The 19,871-nt window shown below is 59.1% G+C and carries 13 protein-coding genes; 7 read left to right on the top strand and 6 right to left on the bottom strand.

The genetic code is table 11. The features are described from left to right. From VMJ32_15895 to VMJ32_15885, 3 genes are all read right to left on the bottom strand, one after another. On the bottom strand, positions 1-337 hold a 337-nt coding region (locus VMJ32_15895), incomplete at its 3' end, for a hypothetical protein (protein HTQ40508.1). Then, positions 334-735: a BlaI/MecI/CopY family transcriptional regulator gene (locus VMJ32_15890; GenBank protein ID HTQ40507.1), complete on the bottom strand. Its 402-nt coding sequence runs from the start codon at positions 733-735 to the stop codon at positions 334-336. The genes VMJ32_15890 and VMJ32_15895, both read right to left, overlap by 4 nt. 128 nt (positions 736-863) lie before the next feature. Continuing rightward, positions 864-1,853 carry a magnesium transporter gene (locus VMJ32_15885; protein ID HTQ40506.1) on the bottom strand — a complete coding sequence of 330 codons (990 nt, stop codon included), beginning with the start codon at positions 1,851-1,853 and terminating at the stop codon, positions 864-866. A 172-nt stretch (positions 1,854-2,025) separates the two neighbouring features. Between VMJ32_15885 and VMJ32_15880 the strand changes: the two genes are divergently transcribed. Beyond that, the gene (locus VMJ32_15880; protein ID HTQ40505.1) at positions 2,026-3,939 is read left to right on the top strand and encodes a PDZ domain-containing protein; all 1,914 of its coding nucleotides are present in this window, start codon (positions 2,026-2,028) and stop codon (positions 3,937-3,939) included. Between the two features lie 48 nt (positions 3,940-3,987). Here the strand turns inward: VMJ32_15880 and VMJ32_15875 are convergent, their stop codons facing one another. Continuing rightward, the gene (locus tag VMJ32_15875) at positions 3,988-4,152 is read right to left on the bottom strand and encodes a hypothetical protein (GenBank protein ID HTQ40504.1); all 165 of its coding nucleotides are present in this window, start codon (positions 4,150-4,152) and stop codon (positions 3,988-3,990) included. A 330-nt stretch (positions 4,153-4,482) separates the two neighbouring features. On the opposite strand from VMJ32_15875, the gene VMJ32_15870 reads away from it, so the two are divergent. After that, a complete protein-coding gene (locus VMJ32_15870; GenBank protein HTQ40503.1) occupies positions 4,483-5,457 on the top strand; it encodes a UDP-glucuronic acid decarboxylase family protein in 975 nt (324 codons plus the stop codon). Between the two features lie 308 nt (positions 5,458-5,765). Next, complete coding sequence (locus VMJ32_15865) at positions 5,766-6,188, top strand: EF-hand domain-containing protein (protein HTQ40502.1); 423 nt, start codon at positions 5,766-5,768, stop codon at positions 6,186-6,188. A 178-nt stretch (positions 6,189-6,366) separates the two neighbouring features. On the opposite strand, the gene VMJ32_15860 is transcribed toward VMJ32_15865, so the two are convergent. Further along, positions 6,367-7,746: a DUF1559 domain-containing protein gene (locus VMJ32_15860; protein HTQ40501.1), complete on the bottom strand. Its 1,380-nt coding sequence runs from the start codon at positions 7,744-7,746 to the stop codon at positions 6,367-6,369. Between the two features lie 311 nt (positions 7,747-8,057). On the opposite strand from VMJ32_15860, the gene VMJ32_15855 reads away from it, so the two are divergent. After that, the gene (locus VMJ32_15855; protein HTQ40500.1) at positions 8,058-9,995 is read left to right on the top strand and encodes a hypothetical protein; all 1,938 of its coding nucleotides are present in this window, start codon (positions 8,058-8,060) and stop codon (positions 9,993-9,995) included. 60 nt (positions 9,996-10,055) lie between these two features. After that, complete coding sequence (tadA, locus tag VMJ32_15850) at positions 10,056-10,514, top strand: tRNA adenosine(34) deaminase TadA (protein HTQ40499.1); 459 nt, start codon at positions 10,056-10,058, stop codon at positions 10,512-10,514. Positions 10,515-10,694: 180 nt separating this feature from the next. On the opposite strand, the gene VMJ32_15845 is transcribed toward tadA, so the two are convergent. Beyond that, positions 10,695-11,960 carry a DUF1559 domain-containing protein gene (locus VMJ32_15845; protein HTQ40498.1) on the bottom strand — a complete coding sequence of 422 codons (1,266 nt, stop codon included), beginning with the start codon at positions 11,958-11,960 and terminating at the stop codon, positions 10,695-10,697. A 489-nt stretch (positions 11,961-12,449) separates the two neighbouring features. On the opposite strand from VMJ32_15845, the gene VMJ32_15840 reads away from it, so the two are divergent. Further along, positions 12,450-16,040, top strand: coding sequence for a hypothetical protein (locus VMJ32_15840; GenBank protein ID HTQ40497.1), 3,591 nt, complete (start codon positions 12,450-12,452; stop codon positions 16,038-16,040). A gap of 39 nt (positions 16,041-16,079) precedes the next feature. Then, the coding region (locus tag VMJ32_15835) for a hypothetical protein (protein ID HTQ40496.1) at positions 16,080-19,871 on the top strand (3,792 nt) is incomplete at its 3' end.

The following is a 19,871-nucleotide window of genomic DNA, read 5'->3' as shown; positions in this document are numbered from 1 at the left end:
ACTCTTGCGGATTTATCGTGCGATTGACGATCCCCGGTAACGCTTCATCGTTGGAAATAACCGGTGCGGCGGTCGGCAGGGCTGGCAATTTACTCGCGATTGTCGGCTGACCAGTAAAAACCGTCCACTGCATTTGCCGCGCCGCCACACTCGCCAAGGGAACCAGCCCGCAGGCCGAAAGTGCCACCAGCAGCAACCATGCCCGGGCCGCACTTTGCCGCACCAGGTATCGCGCCGCCAGCCAACCGCAGGCGCCAATGAACGTGCTTTGCCACAGGGCGTCGCACACGAGACGCTGCCAACCGCCGGCCGGCAACAGGGAGAATAAGTGAGTCATGCGGCACCCCCTTTCGCCATTTCTTTACGTCTTTGTTCGATCAGTTTCCGCAGTTCTTTCAGCTCCTCGTCCGTCAGCCGCGTGTCGTCGAGCAAACTGGCCAGCAGCAATCGCGGATCGCCGCTGAATGCCGTGCGCAGCAGTTCCTTGAGCGTCCGTCCGCCGACTTCTTCCCGGTTACGCGTGGGGTAATACACATGAGCCCGGCCGGCCACACGGTGCCTCAGCCAGCCCTTGCGCTGGAGTTTTTGCACCGCGGAAAGCACGGTGGTGTACGTGATGGCCCGCCGGTGGCTGATCGCCTGATGCGCTTCGGCAACCGTGGCTTCGCCGCGGCTCCAAACGAATTCCATCACCTCGCCTTGCAGCGAACCCAATCCGTGAACGTGCTTGGTCATAAACGCCTCCTGGCCGGACGTGCATTATCTACGTCGAATCGACGTACGTTGTTATAACGTAGGTGCATTAAGACGTCAAGTCGATTTTTAATTTACGGAAAAAGAACCAAAACATCGTCGGCCGCCCGCTAGGTCACCAGCCGGGCCAGGCTGAAATAGACCAGCAACGTGATCATGTCGGCCGTGGCCAGGGCAATGGGGCCGGCCGCCACTTGGGGGTTCCGCCGCAATATGCGCAGCACATTGGGCATGGCCACGCCAATCAGTGCGGCCACGGTCATTCCGCCGGTTATGCCCACCAGCAGGCAGATTGCCACACGAGGATTGCGCAGCCAGACGATTGAAACCGCTGCCACCAGCGCGGCGCTGACGCCGCCCAACATGGCCCCCACGAATAACTCCCGCCGTAATTTGGTCCACAATCCTTCCAGCGTGGGCGGTTGGCCATGCAGCCATTGCAATGTCAGACTGACCGATTGAATGCTTACGCTTTCGGACAGGCCCAATACCACCGGCACAAACATAGCCAGCGCCACAACGCGCTCGAGCTCCGCTTGGAAAATGCCCGAGATGAAGGCCGCCGCAATGCCCCCCACAATGTTGCAAATCAACCAGGGAAAGCGGCTGCGAAATGCGGCCATCGGCCGCGCCAACTGCGCTTCGCTCAAATGCACGCCGATCAGTTGAAACAAATCTTCGCTCCGCTCCGCCGCTTCCAGCTCCGTGCGCCCCTCCGTATACAATCCCACATCGACGACACCCAGCAATCGCCGTTTGCCGTCCACAATGGGAAACGCCAGCAAGTGGTGCAGCGCGAACAATTCGAAGGCTTCCAACACCGTGGCGGTTTCCGGAACCGTGATCACCTCGCGAATCATCATGTCGCCAATCGAAGTCTCCAACGGGCTCAACAGCAATCGCCGCGTGGGGACGACCCCCACCAATCGCCCATCGTCATCCGCCACGTAAAAATAGATGATGCGGCCAACCGTCGGATTTTCTCGAATGCTGGCCAGAGCCTGCCCCACGGTTTGATGTTCTTTGATCTGGATAAAATCGTACCGCAGGTGCCGCAGCACCGAATCGTCCAGGGCTACTTTCGCCGGTCGCACATTCATGGGTTACAGCCGCCTCTTTTTTCTTTCCAGCCAAGTGAACCTGGGAAGCCGGCCACCGTCTATCTGTTCGATGTCAATGCGCTGGCCGTGGTGACAACACAAGAATTCGCTAGTTTTGCCGCAACACCGCAAACATAATAGAATGGCCGCAACATTTATACAGAGAAACTTCATGTTACCCAACCCAAGTCGTCGTCGGTTGCTCAGCGTCGTATTGTTTCTGTTGTGTTCCGCCTGGCGCGCGGCGGGCGCCAATGCGGAATCAACCAAACCCATCGAGCTGCAGGTCGACGCCAGCGAAGCGCCCCGCCGCTTGTTTCACGCCCGGCTGATCATACCCGTTAAGCCCGGTCCGCTGACGCTCTGTTATCCGCAGTGGATACCCGGCGAACACGGCCCCAACGGCCCCATCAACGATTTGGCAGGTTTGAAAATCGAAGCGGCCGAAAAGCCGCTGCCTTGGAAGCGGGACGATGTCGATCTGTACTCCTTTCACATTGTGGTGCCCAAGGGAGTCGATTCCATTCAAGTTTCGCTCGATTACCTGGCGCCGGGCACTGACGATGCCGATCGTTTCACCAGCGTTCCCACCACGCCAAATATGGCGATCATCCATTGGTACACGTTGCTGTTGTATCCCCAGGGAAAAGCCGCGCACGACATTCCAGTACACGCCAAACTTACGCTGCCTCCGCAGTGGAAATTGGCCACGGCGCTTCCGCTGGAAACTGAAGCAGCCCCCACCACGACGTTTCAAACCGTGCCGTTGGAAACGCTGGCCGATTCGCCAGTTTTGTGCGGTCGCTATCTGAAGGAAATTTCGCTGGGCGCCTCCGGCGGCGCTCCGCATTGGCTGGAGGCGGCCTGCGACAGCGCCGAAGGCCTGCGGGCCAGCGATGAAGTCGTGGACGAATATCGCCGGCTGGTCGCGGAGGCCCAAGCCTTGTTCGGCGCGCGGCATTATCGTTCGTATCGCTTCCTGATGGCGCTCAGCGATAAAATGCCCCACGGCGCCGTGGAACATCACGAAAGCAGCGACAATCATCTTCCGGAGCGTTTTTTTCTCGACGAGAAGTATCGCAAGCAAGCCACCGCCTGGGTGCTGGCCCACGAGTATGTGCATTCTTGGAACGGCAAGTATCGCCGGCCCGAAGGCTTGGCCACGGCCGACTTTCAACAGCCGATGCGCACCGGCATGTTATGGGTTTACGAAGGACTGACCGAATACCTGGGTTTTGTGCTGGCGGCGCGCAGCGGCCTATACACGCCGGAGCTTTCGCAAGAAAACTTCGCCGTGATTGCCGATTGGGCCCAAAACCGCAGCGGCCGCGATTGGCGTCCGCTGGTCGATACCGCCGTCGCCGCGCCGTTTTTGTACAAAGCGCGGGGCGATTGGTCCAGTCTGCGGCGCGGCGTCGATTTCTACAACGAGGGCGCTTTGCTATGGCTCGATGCCGACACGCTCATCCGTGAAAAAACAGGCGGCCGCAAAAGCCTTGACGATTTTTGCAAGGCCTTTTACGGCGGCGCCGATGGTCCGCCCGAAGTGAAACCTTACCGCTTCGACGACGTTGTCGCCGCGCTGAACGCCGTCCTGCCTTATGACTGGAAAACGTTTTTGGAAGATCGCTTGAACACCGCCGGTTCGCCGGCGCCGCTGGACGGCCTGACACGCGGTGGTTGGAAGCTGACATATTCCGACAAGCCCGGCGATTTGATCAAAACCCGAGACGAGGCGGCCAAAAGTTCCGATCTGCACAGCTCGCTCGGCTTCATCGTGAATAACGAGGGAGCCATTTCCGATGTCCTGCCCGGCAGTCCGGCGGCCAAAGCCGGCGTTGGTCCCGGCATGAAGTTAATCGCCGTCAACAACCGGCGGTTCACCACCGAGCGCCTCCAGGACGCCGTCGCAGCCACGAAATCAGACGAATCAAAACTCTCGCTGCTGTTGGAAGACGACGATTTCTTCCATTCGGCCACACTGGAATACGACGCTGGCCTTCGCTATCCACATTTGGAGCGCGTGGCAAATTCGCCCGATCGGCTCAGCGACATCTTCCAGCCCCGGGCGAAAACGGCGAAATAAAACCCGCGGCTGCGCCCGGCCCGCTCACGCTGCTGCAGCCCCGTAAAATCAAGCCCCGCTGCGTCGCAACCGCGCCGCCCTCCGGCCAGTTTGCCACAGTAGCAGCATTCCATACGCGCCCAGCACCAGTACCCCCAGCGACAGCAAACCCGTTAGCGCCACACCCGCGGCCGCCGTAAAAAACTGCGACAAAAACAGCGATGAATACACCATCACGTCACCTGTATGCAAGGCGCGATGTGCGCCGGATGAGAAAAGAAAACCCGCCACAGCCCTAAGCCAACCTTTCTTCTCTAGCAAAGCCGGACTCGCTATGTCAACGATTTGACAAACCGCACATATGTTATTTCGCAAAAATAATAAATCCCGCGTCGGGTCGTGTGGATGCCGCAAAATCTACCGCCCTCACCCGCCGGCCAGCGGTTTCCATTCGCACCGGGCATATTCTATGATTAAGCTGTGGTCGGATGAAATGCTGGGCCGCGACGCCCGAACGGGCTTAGAACCTTTGCGAACATTTACCCACACGGAGCATTCAACAACGTGGCAGGAATCAAACGCATCCTCGTGACCGGCGGCGCCGGATTTTTGGGTTCCCATTTGTGCGAGCGCCTGGTAAACGACGGCCACGACGTCGTCTGCGCCGATAACTTCTTCACCAGCCAAAAAACCAACGTCGCTCCGCTTCTGGAACGCCCCAATTTCGAATTGCTCCGCCACGACATCATCCAACCCCTCTTTCTGGAAGTCGACGAAATCTACAACCTCGCCTGCCCCGCCGCCCCGGGGCACTATCAATACAACCCGATCAAAACCATCAAAACTTCCGTCATCGGCGCCATCAATCTGTTGGGCATGGCCAAGCGCTGCCGGGCCAAAATTCTCCAGGCCTCCACCAGCGAAATCTACGGCGATCCAGAAGTCCATCCGCAGCCCGAGTCTTACCGCGGAGCCGTGAACACCCTCGGACCACGCGCTTGCTACGATGAAGGCAAACGCGCCGCCGAAACCCTGTTCATGGATTACCACCGCATGAACCGCGTCAACATTCGCATCGTCCGCATCTTCAACACTTACGGACCCCGAATGCACCCCTACGATGGCCGCGTGGTGTCCAATTTCATCCGCCAGGCGCTGGCGGGCGAAAACATCACCATCTACGGCGACGGCAGCCAAACCCGCTCGTTCTGTTACCGCGACGACCTCATCGACGGCATGCTCCGCATGATGAACACGCCCGACGATTGCATCGGACCCATCAACTTGGGCAACCCCGACGAATTCACCATTTTGGAGTTGGCCCAGTTGGTCATCGAATTGACCCGCTCCAAGGCAAAGTTGGTCTACAAGCCGGCGCTGCCCGACGACCCCGCCAAACGCCGTCCCGATATCACCCTGGCCCGCGAAAAACTCGGCTGGCAGCCCCGCATCAAACTGCGCGAAGGGCTGCAAAAAACCATCGACTGGTTCCGCACCATCGACCTCAACCAATACCGCGCCCCCACGCCGAATTATTGAGCCGAATCATTGGTTGGGCTGGACGAGTTGTCGGCCGTGGATTTTGCAGGCGACTCTCTCTTTTTTTAACCCGCCCGTTCGCTTCCGCCGGAACCCTGTGGTATCATCAGGGTTGAATGAACAGGGGGCCAAAGCGCAACTCATGTCGATGTAGTGGTCCCGGCGCGCCGGGGTCTTCAGCCGCTCGCAGGTCGCTCGGGCCAGCGACTTCGATGTGACAAGCGCTTTCATGCGAGGAGAAAGGCGCCCATTCTCATGCCGGGCCTGATGAGGGCGCTATTTTCCCCAATTCAGAGGAGGCACACTCGATGCGTTCCACAATTTGTATTGCGGCAACCACCGCCTTGGCTCTGCTGCTGCTCGCAGGCAACGCCTACGCCGCCGACGGCACTCCACCAAAACATGAGCAGCATGCCAACCCCGCGACCATTGCCCAGCACATGCTCGAACGGTTCGACACCAATGGTGACGGCAAGCTCGACGCCAACGAACTGTCTGCCGCCTTAGAGCAGCACCAGGAAAAACACGCCACCGCCGCCAAGGTCGTCAAGGCCGGAAAAACCGCCAAAGGATCGGGGGCTGTCTCCGACACCGCGCGGGCCGAAGCACTCATCAAACGCTTCGACACCGACGGCGACCACAAGCTGAACGAAGCCGAACTGCAAACCATGCTCACCACTTTGCAAGCCGCCCACGCCGCTCACAAAAAACCCGCCGCGGCAAGTCTCTAAATCGTTTCACCGGATAGCGGTCACGCATTGAAGTCTAGCGTAGCTTGCGCGCACAAAAAAACCGCCGGGCGAGGCTTGCTCGCGCCGGCGGTGGTTGATTCAAAGTGACGGACCAAAGTGCCCCCTCACCCCAGCCCTCTCCCGCAAGGGGAGAGGGAGAAAGCAGGGCGCAACGCCGCTAATAACTCTGCGGCTCACCCCCGTTTCGCGTCACAACCCACAAATACATGTTCGGGTCCATAGCGTCGTTCAATCCGTCCACGTGGCCGTCGCCAAACACGTGGTTCACAACTCCGCCCGCGTGGTTGCTGCTGGGCCCCCACAATCGAGGATAAATGATGTTAGGATCAGCATTAACATAATTGGCCGGCATATAACACGCATTGAAGTTGGACGCAGTCGGACCCCAATTCAAGGCGGAGCCGTTTGGGTTCGTCGCAGGAGGAGTACCGCCAGTGGCCGCCGCGATTAAATGCCCCTGCACCGCCAAACCATTCAGGGTTTGTATGGTCGCCAGAGCCACTGTTACTGTAATGGCGGCGCCCGTCGAATCGCCATGCCGGGCGGCAACTAGCCAGTTTGTGGAACCATCGTACCAGGAGGCCAACCGCCGTTCTCGCGTTTCAGCCGCCAAGGGCACTTTGGAAGCGCCGTCGCCGCTTTCCAAGGCCGCCAATTTACGCCCCTGATCGAACGCCGTGCCGCGCCACTGCATGGCGCCGTCATTGCCCGTAGAATCCATGCTCTTCGTCGGGGCTCCGGCGGCAGAGGTCTCTGCAGCTGCTCCACTCACAATGCCGCTCCCGTAAACGTGCGTACCGGCCATGGCGCTGTAGTTGGTAACCGCCACGCCAGCGGCGCCGCCCTGGAAGCCGAATCCATTCGCATTGGAGTAGGTTGCAACAGGCGTACCCGTGGTCGGAGTTCCCGCGCTGCCCGCTCCGGTCGGAGAGGTATCGATCGTCGGATCGCCGGCAAAACTTGGGCACTGAAATTGCTTCAATTGCGTGGTCGAAGCGTGCGGAAAGCTGGTTACCGCGGAAGTTCCCGGACTGCCGTTGACCACCGAAGTATTAAATGCCGACAACAGGAACTTTTGCGAGTTGGTCGAAATGTTTTGGTACAACGGCGTTTCTTCCAATTGCGGTAAAATTAACACGGCCCAACTGTACGCCGCAGCGCCGCCGGTCCATTGGCCAGGGCCTGTTGCCGCGGTCGCAGCGCCAACGGCGCCGGGGGTCTGCACGGCAAATGCAGGAGCTGTTGATCCCGGCACAACCACGCTGGTTTGAATGGGCGGCAACGCCTTGCGCGTATCTTCATAATTCAACAATGCCAGGCCAAGCTGCTTCATGTTATTGGAACACGCGTTCCGATTGGCTGCTTCGCGGGCTGCCTGGACCGCCGGCAACAGCAGGGCAATCAAAATACCGATGATGGCAATCACCACCAGCAGTTCGACCAGCGTAAACGCAGATTGCATCCGCGGGCTTGCCGCGCCACGAACTTTGCGCCGGCCGACGAGGGTCGAGGCTCGTCTTTCGAGAGAAGCTGACATACCACACCTCCTGGAACAAAAAAATGAAAAAAATGAAACCGGGACATACCGAGTTCCGAGCGGAACCACGGGGCGTCCCTAAACTCCGTCCCCTGGGCGTCGGATCGACGCCATACCACTAACGCAAGCCGTAGTCTATAGTTGTGATAACTGCTTGTCAATGTTTTATCCCAAAACGGCGCCAAGTAAATTGCCCTAAAAGGCAAAAATGCTCGATTGCCCCCTGCTGTGGTTAGTTTTGTCCGCGCCCGCTTTCGACTTCTGGTTGTTCCAAGGCAGCGGCCTGTTTCGCCTAATTTGAGCCACACTGCATGAAATATAAGTGCTTTTCAAGCTCCCCCCGGTTGCACTTTACGGCACAGATTTCCGCCGCCCTGGTCATCAACCTGTACGGGCTGGCGGCGGTCGCCTTCGCCGGCGGCGGTCCGGAAAACGTCTTGCTCGTCGTCAACTCCGCCGATGCCGGTTCCAAAACCATCGCCAACCATTACGTGCAATTGCGAAACATCCCCCCCGGAAATGTCGTCTACCTCGATCCCAAAACTTGGAACGGCTCTGACGCTCGGATCGATGTCGACGCCTTCCGCGAAAAAATAATTCGCCCCCTCGTTGCCGAAATCGAAAGCCGGAAGCTCCAAACACAAATCGATTACATCATCTACTCATCCGGATTTCCCTGGGCCATCAATTTCAGCGCCGATTTGCCCCCCGCCGCCCGCAGCTCGCAGTTGTTTCAAAACCCCGAGGGTTCACTCAGCGGGTTAACTTACTTGCTGTATGAGGTGGCGCAGAAAAACGTTGGCGAATATGCCGGTTTCACTTCCAACAACTACATGCGCTTGCGCGATCAGTTGCAGGGCAAAACTTACGAAATCCCCGTCGGCGCCCAAACCGGATCCAAAGGACTCATTCCCGGCGCTCCGGACACAGGCCCCAAAATTGCAACCGGTCCGGTCAACGAAAGTTCCATCGGCTCCCACGGCTTCCGCAGTTGGTATGGTTGGGACGACTCCGGCGATTTGGAAGAAGCCGGCGGCAAACGCTACATGCTTTCCACCGTGTTGGGCGTAACTTACGGCCGCGGCAACTCGTTGAACGAAATCATCAGCTATTTGCAACGCAGCGCAGCCGCCGATGGTACTTTCCCGCAGGGTACGATCTACTTCATGGATAATGCCGATATTCGCTCGCAAACCCGCAAGCCCGCCTTTCAATTCGCGGTCGATCTCCTCCGTCGCTTGGGAGTGAAAGCCGAAATCATGTCCGGCGCGCTCCCCCAAAATCGTCCCGACGTTCAAGGTTTAATGACCGGCGTCTCCGATTTCAACTGGCCGGCCTCGGGCAGCGCCATTCGCCCCGGCGCCATTTGCGAAAACTTTACCAGCTTCGGCGGAATTTTCGACGCCAACGCTGGCCAAACTCCCCTCTCCGTGTTTTTGAAGTACGGCGCCGCGGCCAGTTCGGGAACCGTAGCGGAGCCGTTTGCCTTCCAGAATAAATTTCCGTACGCCATGATTCAGGTGCACTATGCCCGCGGCTGCTCGCTGGCCGAAGCTTTTTATCAATCCGTCTACGCTCCCTACCAATTGATCATCGTGGGCGATCCCCTGTGCCGCCCCTGGGCCAACATTCCACAAGTTCAAGTTGCAGGCCTGGCCGCCGGCGATGTGCTCTCCGGAGTGGTTACCATCCGGCCGACGGCCAAGCTGCCCCAGCCGGGCGCCGTCGATCGATTCGAACTGTTTCTCGATGGCGTGCGCATCGACACGACCAACGCCGACGATCCGCTCAAGCTCGATACGACAAAATCTTCCGACGGCTATCATGAGCTGCGCATCGTGGGAATCGAAAACAGCGCCATCGAATCGCAAGGCCGCCTGATCCTGCCCGTCCAATTTAACAATTACGGAAAGACCATCACCTTCGAAACCTCACCGCAGCAGCGCGTCCGGGCCGGCGGAACCATTAAACTTTTCGCCAAAGCGCCGGGAGCAAAAGGAGTGGCGTTTTACCATGACGACCAAAGCCATCCCGTAGCCAAATTTGCCGGCGCGGATGGCGAAGCCACGGTCGATGCCGCCCTGCTTGGCGAAGGCCCCGTGACACTCCAGGCGGAAGGCTGGGAATCGGGCGGCAGCGGGCCCTTCGTCTACTCCACGCCGATTACATTGACCATTGAAGGCCCTGAGCCGAGGGAAGAATCCGCCGCCGCAAAAACTCAAAGCCGCAAGGCAAAGTTCGAACAGTAATCGCTTGCGGTTTAGCAGCGAGCCCAAAGCGAGCGGCCGGGCGTCTCATAACTTCACATCATGCACGAACACTTCATGCAACTGGCGCTGGCCGAAGCCGAAGCGGCGCTGGCCGAAAACGAAGTCCCCATCGGCGCCGTCATTGTGCATGGCGAGCGGGTGATCGCCGCGGCCCACAATCAGCGCGAACAATTGCGCGACCCTACCGCACACGCCGAAATGATCGCTCTCACTCAGGCCGCCCAAGCGCTGCAAAGTTGGCGGCTGGAAGGCTGCACGTTGTACGTCACGCTGGAACCCTGCCCCATGTGTGCCGGGGCGATTGTTCAGGCCCGCCTGCCCTTGGTCGTGTACGGGGCGGCCGACCCCAAAGCCGGCGCCGTGGCCACGCTGTATCAAATGCTCAGCGACAAGCGGTTAAATCATCAAGCGCAAATCGTGCCCGGCGTGCGGGCCCAGCAATGCGGCAAATTGCTCACGCGCTTTTTCGAAGCGCAGCGAAAGCTGGGAAAAAAGTAAGCGGAAAGTAGGTGCATAAAGCCGCGACCGTTGGTCGCGCGAACTTACGATCAATTTGCCATTCGATTCGACGGAAACGGCCAACTCCCGTCACCGATTATCGCTGTGCCCACTGCCGCTTCAACGCGACCAACGGTCGCGGCTTTATACAAATGCACGACGTCGCTTAGCTACCAATCCCTACCTGTAATCCGCGTCGTTGAGAATGTAGTTGGCGTTAATCGGGGTCACGTACGCTCCCGATCCATTCACAGCGCACATTTGCGAATGCTTGCCGTCGGGCGTCATCAACTGCTCGTATACCCAGTAATCGATGTCATCTCGCAGGAAAAAGCATTCGCCGCCGGCAGTCGCCACGTTCACGCCGCTGCCGTGCGAACTGGACGGACGAGAATAGTAATAACCGTACGAAGCATTATTCTGTGGATAATTGCCGACCAATTTCCGATACAGGTCGCCATCGATCCGCCGCGGATCGCTCGGCGTTGTATGGTCCGCCACGCGCGGGTCCCACACAAAACCGATATCCGCTTCGAATGAATTCGCAGACGTCATTGCTTCTGTTGCCGTGACCGCTTGCGGCACATGTGGATATAGATTGGCATTGAAATTTGTTCCCTGCGGCGGATAGTACACGCGATATAAAAATCCATTGGCGACGTCCCGGCTCGTGGGCATGAAGTTTTCCGAAAACATCAGCGTGTTGCTGGCGCCGTCGGGAATGTGGTCCAGCGACGAACTGAGTTGTGCCGGCCCATTATAACCCTGTGAGTTCTGCGAGTAGTGATCGTAAAACATGCCGTTGGTAGAACGCGCGGTGCTGGCTGCCGCCGGGAGAATGCTATCGACGACAGTCGCCACACCGTTTGTCCCCGTGTTGGCCGAAAGCGTTGCGGTATTATCCGGAATGCCGCAATTCGCCACATAAGACAATGGCGTGGGATTGACTGAGGCATCTTCCGGCGGGTCGCTCGGACAAACAAACAGCGAAATGTACGGCGTGGCCGGAGCCGGCGTAGTTACCGTCGCCGGGTCAGAAGTCCACGTTTGATAAACATCGTTCCGCTCTATTTCCGGGAGCAACATCATGGCCCAAGTTCCCAAGCGGTTCTGCACTGTCGTAGAACTGGATTTCCCAATCACGTTCACATAACCAGGCAGCTCGCGGTGCCGTTCGTTGTATTTCGCCGCCGCGGTCGACAACTGCTTCAGGTTATTCAAACACACGCCACGCCGAGCGCTTTCTCGAGCAGAGTTCACGGCCGGAATCAATAGCGACATCAACAGGCCAATGATGGTGATTACCACCAGCAGTTCCACCAACGTAAATGCTGTGCGGCGAAGGGCAAGCCGCCCACAGCCGACCGTCTGCCGACGGGCTAAACCGGCGAAGCGGAGCCGACTCGAAGGCCGAAAATCGGCGCGCGCAGCGAAGTGCATCTTCATGGCGTGTTCCTCTGGCAACAAAGCGTAACCCCAGGCCCGGCCTTGATATTCTATTCTCTCAGATTCCTACCGTCACGTCGAGAGTTTGAGGTTGTAGCTCGTGGCCTAATTCGGAAATTGTGGTCGTCCCGACGCGGCGGAATCCCCAGTCGCCTCCATTTTTTCGCGGATAAAACGCCTGCGGACCCGGCGCGCCGGGGTCGCTGCAACCTCAATAATTTTTGCACCGTCCCACGACCGACAGATATCGCCGGCTTGCGGTATCACTGAACCAACGCCTTCGTTGGCCGTACTACTATGTTGCCCCATTCCGAGCAAGCTTTAAGTTCTTGCTGGTTCTAGGTATACTGAGGTTTTATTCGCCTGTTTGCCGTTCTCTTTTCCTTCTTGTCTAATTGTATAATCGCACCTGTTCCCTCTGCCGCGGCAATATGCCCCCGCGCATGTGCCAAGCAGGGAATTCGGCGGCACACCGCAGGAGCATGAGCTTTGCTACCGCTCGGCCAAAGGCTGGCGTTTGTTGCCCTCTGGACACTGATTCTGACAGTGCCCTTGGGGGGCCAAAAATACGCGCTGGCCCAGGAAAAGGCTCCCCTTCAGGAAATCCCTGCTCCCGCTCCCGAATCTCCCCCCGCGACTGCCGAAAAACCTGTCGCCACAGCCGGAAGCCCGGAAGCCAAAACGGAAGCTCCTCCCGCGCAACCGGAAGATGCTTCCACCCCCTCGTCGGTCGCCGCGGAGCATATTCCGGCAAACGCCCCCGTGGTGGAACAGCCGCCCGTTTATTACGTCCGCGACAAACAGGGCCGGTTAGTCCCGCTCCTGGGATTTTCCTCCGAGGAAATTCTCGAATACCTCCAGCAAAAGAAATCCGGCCAACTTCCTCTGGCCGCGCCCAAGCAGTACAGCCTGGAACAACTCGTGATCACCGGCCAAGCGCACGGCGACCATGTCGAACTGACCGCCGATTACAAAATCCATCTCGACAATGCCGACGGGGTGAACGTGCCGCTGCTGAACAGCGGCGCAGTGCTGCAAGAGCCAATTGCTTTTCATGGCGATGCAGAACATCAATTGCAATTCGATTCCGCTACCGGTTCCTACACACTGCGGCTGCGCGGCGCGGCCGGATCGGAACAACATGTCAGCTTGAAGCTTGTCGCCCCCTTGAAATCACTGGCCGCGCAATACCGCCTGGAAATCAATCTGCCCACGGCGGCCGCTTCTCGGTTCACGCTCCTGGCGCCGCAAGCGCCCATTGAGCTGGTCAGTCACGCTGGTTGCACAATGGCCGAGGTCAAACCCCTTACCGACATCGCAGTGCCGACTAACTCCGCACCTCCCACACAACAGCAACACAATCGCTCCGAAATAACTTTGTGGGGACTCGGAGGAGCGCTGTCGTTGGCCTGGCAAGAACAAACCGCCGGCAGCGCCGCGGCAGTCTTGGAAGCCACCGGCCAGGTCTTTGCACAAATCGACAGCCGCAGCGTTCAGTTCGATGCCCTCCTCACCGTTCGCGGCTTCGGCGCCCAGTTCGATAAGTTCCACGTCAAGCTGCCGCCGGGCGCGCAGCTTACCGGCGGCGCGCCCCTCGGAGCAAATTACACCCTCACGGCCACCGCTCAGCCCAACGTCACTCCGCCCACAGGCGCCGGCAGCCCGCTCAACGCCGATCCATCAACGGGAAACAATCCTCAAACTCCTCCCGGCGAACAATCCGACGCACAATGGGTTGAGGTCCAACTGGCACAACCCACTTCCGAACCGGTCGACGTGCACATCCAGGCCGAACGTGCTTACGACGTCACCAAGCCAAACCAAACCCTGGAGCTGGCCGGTTTCGAAATTCAAGAGGCCGCGCCCCACCGGCAATGGGGACACCTCGCCGTCGCCGTCGTCGGCGATTGGCAGTTGGGTTGGACAGAACGAAATCGAGTCCGGCAAATCGCCGAGTTGCCCGAACCCTTGCAACGCAAAGGCGTCGTCGCCGGCTTCGAATATTTCGGTCAGCCCGCTTCGCTGACCGCGCGCGTCATGCCCCGCAGAACGCGCATCAGCGTCGAACCGGAGTACGTCTACTTGGTCCAACCCCGCCAGTTGAAGCTCGAAGCGCGGCTCAAATACACCATCCGCGGCGCCAAAACTTCCACCTTGGAAATCGCCCTGCCCGGTTGGGAGCTCGACGATTGGGGTCCCTCCGACATGGTCGATGTCAACGCCGCACCCCCGAATCACGCCGCTTCCTTTGCCGTGCCGCTGTTGCAAGCCACCTCGGGTGAATTCGAAATCACCCTCAAAGCACACCGCGATTTGCCGGCCAACACCTCGCGGGTGGAAATTTCTCTGCCACTGCCCACGGCCGACGTCATCGGCCCGGCATTGGTGGCTCTGGTGCCGGCCGACAACGTCCGGCTGCGAGCCAGAGACGATGAATTGCAAGGCCTGGTTCATCCTTCCGTGCCGCCCCGATTAACGCTGCCTTCCCGCGAGCAAGCTCCGTTGCTGTACCGCGGCGAGCAACCGCAGGCCACATTCGTCGGCGACTTGGAACAACTGCCTCAAGCAATCTCCGCCGCCGTGCATAGCGAGCTGAAACTGAAACGTGACGTAGTGAGTGTCGAACAACAATTCACTTATCGCATCGAACACGAGCCGGCTGTCGGCCTTACCTTCGACGTGCCTCCCTCTCTGCTCGCCAATGCACAACTGGCCTGGTCGATCGACGGGCAAACGTTGACGGCCTCCGCGCCGGGTCCAAATTCGGCAGACTCAAAAAACACGCGGCTGGTGGTGTCCTTGCCGGAGCCGCGTGTCGGCCAGTTCCAAATCGTGGCTCAGTACCAAATTCCCTTGTCACAATCAGTCGCTGACCAAACCGATCCGCTCCATGGGCGACTGGTCGTGCCCCTAGCCATGCCCACTATCCCTACCTTGGATTACAACCGGGTCACCGTGAACGGCGAATCGGCTTCCCGTGTGCAAGCGCTCGACGATGCTTGGACCGTCGCTGAGGAACCATTGGAAGCCACGTTCACCGGCAAACCACCGGCGCTGCAACTGACCGCCTCGCAGCCCACTCCCCTGGTCACTTTAGCCTGCAGACCAGAATCCACTGGACAATTGGCCGCAACCGTGGTCGAGCGGGCTTGGCTTCAAACGTGGTTGTCGGGCCTGGTCCGGCAAGACCGAGCGGTGTATCGCTTCTCGACATCCTCCGACCAACTCGCGCTCTCCCTCCCGGCAGGCGTCACGGCCGCAAATCTGGAACTGCAATTGGATCACCGGCAGCTTTCGCCGGCTGCGGCTGCCAATGGAACATTAACCGTAAAATTGCCTCCCGGCGCCGAAGATCAGCAACATGTGCTGGAACTGCGCTATCAGGTCGAGAATGTCACCCCTGGTTCTCATACCATCGAAACAAACTTGCCCCGATTGCCCGACGGCGTGTGGGTACAACGTCTGTATTGGCAATTGGTGTTGCCCAGCGATGAACAGTTGTTGTCTTCCCCTCCGGAGTTGACGCCGGAGTTTACATGGCAATGGTCCGGATTGGGCTGGAGTCGGAAAAACTCCTGGGATCAACCGGAACTGGAAAAATGGGTCAGCGCCACTCCCGAAGATGCCTTACCGCAGGCGACCAACCGCTATTTGTTCAGCACGCTGGGCAGCACGCCGAAAATCGTCGTTCGGTGGGCGGCTCGCTGGCAAATCGTGCTGGGCGCTTCCGCTGCGGTGTTGGTTGTCGGATTGCTCCTGATGTATCTCCCCCTCAGCCGCCGCCCCTGGATATTGTTTGCCGCCGGCGTCGTCCTCGTCGCGCTTTCCGTCGCCATGCCCGATGCCGCCCTGCTCTTGGCACAAGCGGCGGTGTTGGGCTGTATGCTCATTTTCCTCGCCGGATGGCTTAAACGAATCGTGGCCCGACGTCGGACCGCTGGAAAAATCGTCCCCGCCGGCGGTAGTTCCATCGTGGAACGCAGCAGTCTTCAGCGAAAAGTTCGGCCTCTGGAATTTGCCGGCGCCGCCAGCACTTCCACGCAGGGAATAATCGACCTGCCCGCAGCCGATTCCCATTAAGTGTTCATTAAAATCTGAATCGAAAGTCTGATCCGAATCATGCGCCTCGTCTTCGGTCGCTTGAACTTGTTGCTGTTGTTCGTCGCGCTGCTGCTCGGGCGAATCGCTTCGACAAAATCGGCGGAGCCCGACACGGCAACCCCGATTTCACACCCTGACGCGCCGTGGCAGTTTCAACGCTTGCTTGTGCCCGCCGATCGGCCCGAAGATTGGCCGCGCGATAAATCCCAACGCTATTTGCCCATCTCCGCCGATGAATTCGAATCTCGCTTGGCCCAACTCCGCAATGCCGCCCGCCCTCCTCAACCGCAGCCCTCGCCATTGATTCGCGCTACCTACTCAGCCGCATTGCTCGGCGAAAACTCTCTGGCCGGCGAGCTGACCTGGGAATTCGATCACCCTTCGCCGCAAACCGCCACCCTGCTGGGCAATTGCCAATTGGCATTGGACGATTTTCGCTGGACCGCGGACGCTCCATCCGCTGATTCGCCTGCCAATCTGCCCGCTCATGGCGGCAATCAAAACCTCAACCGCGACAACCCAAAGGCCATCGTCGGTAACGATCAAAACGGCCGCTTAGCCGCCCTGATCGATCGCGCCGGTAAAATGTCAGCCCGCTGGTCGCTATCCGGAAAACGCAATTTCGACGGGGTCTTGAGCTTCAATGTGCAGTTGCCCGACTGTCCCTTCAATCTGCTGCAATTGACCTTGCCCGCCGATTTAGCCCCCACCATCGACCGCGGGATAATCACCAGCCATCGCGTCGAATCAACCCCTGACGATTCCGCCTCCGGCCTGTGCCGCTGGCAAATCGAATTGGGCGGAAACTCCCAGGCAAATTTGCGCATCGTCAAGCAATCTGCTCCCCCCGCCGTCGATAAAACCTTCATCCGGCAGTCGTTTACTTACGACTTCTCGTCTCACGGACTGGAATTCTACGGCGATTTCCGACTCGATGTATTGGGCGCTCCGTTGAAACAAATCATACTACGCCTTGACCAACCGCTGACCATTGTCCGAATTCGCTCAGGCAATACGGAATTGCCTCTATCCTCCCTGACCACCGTTCATACTCCACTCGGCAACACCGCCAACTCTGCCGGCAGCGCCGACTCCGGCCAAGGCAATCCGCAAGAATTGATCGTGGAGCTGCCCCAGCCGATCCATGGCCCCGGCCAAAGGCTTCAGATTGTTGCCATCGCCCCGCTAACGTGGGCAACGCCCTGGCAGTTGCCCCTGATGCGCGTGGAAAATGCCGATTGGCAAACCGGCGACGCACGGCTGCGCGTCCCCGATTCCTTGCTGATCGACGAATTATCGACCGAAGATTGCCGTCAAACCACTCTCCAAACCGCTATCGACGACAACTTGGCCGATCATCTCGAAGTGCTGCCGCAATCACCGACCGCCGATACCAGTTTGGTCTTTTTCAACGACCATCCGCGGATCGAATTGGAACTGACTCGCCGTCGTGAGCAAGTGCGGGTGACTCAGGGAACCTCTATCTCGCTGCGGGCCAACGAAGGCGCTGGCCGTTACCGCGGGGAATTCACCATCGATCAAGGCGAATTGTTTGTGCTTCAAGCGGATATTGCACCCCAGTGGATTATCGAAAGCGTCGACAGCACGCCGCCGGGAATGGTGGCAGATTGGTCCCAGCAATTAGTCCGCAATCGCCCCGGCAAATTAACCTTGCAATTGAGCACGCCCCTTACGCCCCAGCATAGCCTGCGTTTGTCCATTACCGCCCGGCGGCGCAGCGCACCCTGGGGCGAAACGCTCCACGCCGACGATTTGGCCATGCTCCATGTTCCCGATGCCCAGGCCTCCCGCCGTTTAATCCTCGTGCAAGCTGCCGAGCCGTTTCAGCTCCAATTGCGCGGCCTCGGTGAGCTTACCCGCCTGGACCCCGTCCAACTAACCGCAGCCGATGCGTCCTTGTTGGACGAGAAGCCGACCGACCTCGTCTTTGTCGATGATTCAAACGCCCGGAATTTGGCCGTATCTTTATTGGGAAAAACCCCGCAATACGATACCGACATCCAAGCCAAGGTCCTGGTCGGCGACGATCGTTTGACCGAATCCTATCGCTTCGCCGTCACGCCCCAGGGCCGCGAGGTGAGCCGCTTCCAGTTCCGCTTCTCACAGCCGCGGGCCACTCCGCTCAACTGGTCGATCGAAGGCGAACCCACAGCGACCGTCGCCGCGCGACGCCTGACCGAAAGCGAAGGTTCAGCATCCAATTGGCCGGGCGAAGCCTGGGAAGCAGTGCTGCCTGCGCCCCGCTCTACCCCATTGGTGCTGCTGGCCACGCGTACCTCGCCGCTGACCGGCGATATGCCCCCCGCCTTGGCTTCGTTAATCGAAGCCCAAACCCAGCGCGGATCAATTCAAGTGGTTTCCGTCGGCCACGACGTGCCGGCGCTCCGCAGCCGAAGGTTGAAATCTATTCCCGTCGACGCGCCCCCCGCCGGCCAATACGCCACGATGCTCGCCGCTTTTCGTTACGATCCGGAAGAAGACACCCTGCTCACGGCCGATCCGCCGCTGGTGGTTATTCCGCACGGCAACAGCGCCCCTTTGCCGCAAGCCTGGATTTGGCAAGCGCAATTGACTTCTCGTTACAGCCACTCCGGCGCGGAGCACACGCTCTTTTGCCAAGTAGAAAATGCCGGCCTGGAAAAAATACAGTTTCAACCTCCTCCCGGCGCCATCTTGCGCTCCGCTTCAATCGATGGTCGCCAGGCTGCTGAATTCACCTCCGCAACCACGGGGCCGTGGAAAATCAGTCTGCCCGCCTCGGCCCGCTTTGTCACCCTGGCACTTTGCTATGACGAGCTGGCGGACCAAGGCGCCGTTGCCTCGCATGCTGCCCCCTGGCCCAGTTGCGATGTGCCCATTTTGTCCCGCCAATGGGTCGTCTGGACGCCTCCCGGCATGGCCCTGGCTGATGTGCAGATCGGCAATCGTCATCCTTGCGAACCGCCTTGGACAAAGCGCCTGTTCGGTCCATTGGCTCGATCGGTATCAGACGCCCCGCCGTCTGCAACGGCCAAAACGCCGAACGTCCCGGCCGCTGGCCTGCAGTCCCCCTGGAAAGCTGCCGACCAATATCCGCTGATCGATTCTGCCGCCTGGACCAGTTATTGTTTCGACGGCGCGGAAAGCGACGACCGAATTTGGATCGCTGACAAGCAATCACTCACAGCTTGGGCCTGGTCGTTGTTCGTCCTGGCTGTTGCCGTTCGCTGGTGGTTTGGAAAGCAATCCCTTGCGCTCGACATCGCACTGCTCGGCACGGCCACCGTTATCGCGCTATTAATCCCCGCTGCATGGACGCCCCTATCTGCCGCCTTGTGGCTGGGCCTTTTTGCCGGACCCTTGATGGTCTGGGTCGCCCACCGGTCGCAACTGCAACAGGCCGATTTCACGCCGCAGGCCGTTTCTTCCTCGACTCCTTCGAAGTTAGTTACGGCAACTTTCGTGCTTGGGTTTTTCATGGCGCTGGCCGCGCACCGCTTGGTACAAGCGGAAGAAACCGAAAGCGCCGCCGCTTCGCCCCACGCTCAATCTTCCTCGCCGGTCCGGCAGGTGCTCGTTCCTGTAGATCCCGACGGCCATCCCACCGGCGGACTTGATTACCTCCCCGAAGCATTTTACGACGAACTGCTGCGCCTCACCCCTGCCCCCTCTGCTCCCCCGCAATATCTGATCACCCGCGCAATTTACGCCCCCCGCGCCGAACAAAGCCCCAATGCCAAATCAAGCGATCCCCCCGCCGGAAATTGGCAAGCGACTTTCGAAATGGAATCCTTGGCCGATCACGTCGTC

The organism is Pirellulales bacterium (genome assembly GCA_035499655.1).
In the GTDB taxonomy this organism is placed as follows: domain Bacteria; phylum Planctomycetota; class Planctomycetia; order Pirellulales; family JADZDJ01; genus DATJYL01.
This window is presented reverse-complemented; position numbering and strand designations above follow the sequence as displayed.